Origin of the sequence: Bifidobacterium kimbladii (assembly GCF_032193675.1) — a bacterium.
GTDB classification, from domain to species: domain Bacteria; phylum Actinomycetota; class Actinomycetes; order Actinomycetales; family Bifidobacteriaceae; genus Bombiscardovia; species Bombiscardovia kimbladii.
The window spans coordinates 1-486 of record NZ_JASTZZ010000021.1; the positions used below are offsets into that span (position 1 = coordinate 1).

Here is a 486-nt window from a genome sequence, read left to right on the forward strand (position 1 = left end):
TGCCGGTGTCGTTCAACCTGGCTCTGGTGATCACCGGCGTCAGGTTCGACCAGACTCCCGCATCAGGGCTGACGCACGGCGACGGCGGCAGCGTGACAGTGACCACGCCCTCACACCAGCCGGGCACGGTCACCGTCAGCGTGGACTACACGCTGGGCGGCACACCCCAAAACCCGGACACCACCCTCAGGTACACGTACCTGCCAGCAGGCGTGCTCCCCAAGGCAGGCGGGGAAGGCATCCGCTGATACCCGTCAGCCCGTTGTCCACAAGGAGCTGGGCCAGGTCCATGGAACTGCGGTACGGGTGGCTGGGGTATGGGGGCAGCTTGGCTACGGTTGTGGATGCCATGCGCCCTCCAGGTAAAAAAGTACCGCCATAGTATGCATTCCACCCCGAAAGGCAGTAGAGGCAGTGGCGGCTTCTAACATGATTGAGTCTACATCATGCCGGCGCCGAGCGCAAACCCTAAAGCTTTGCTTATGG

General features: G+C 62.6%; 1 protein-coding gene. It reads left to right on the top strand.

Features of this window, described 5'->3' with window-relative positions; genetic code table 11:
- Window positions 1-248: hypothetical protein (locus QRX41_RS08395; RefSeq protein WP_313839955.1), on the top strand; the 248-nt coding region annotated here is incomplete at its 5' end.
- Window positions 249-486: the final 238 nt, after the last annotated feature.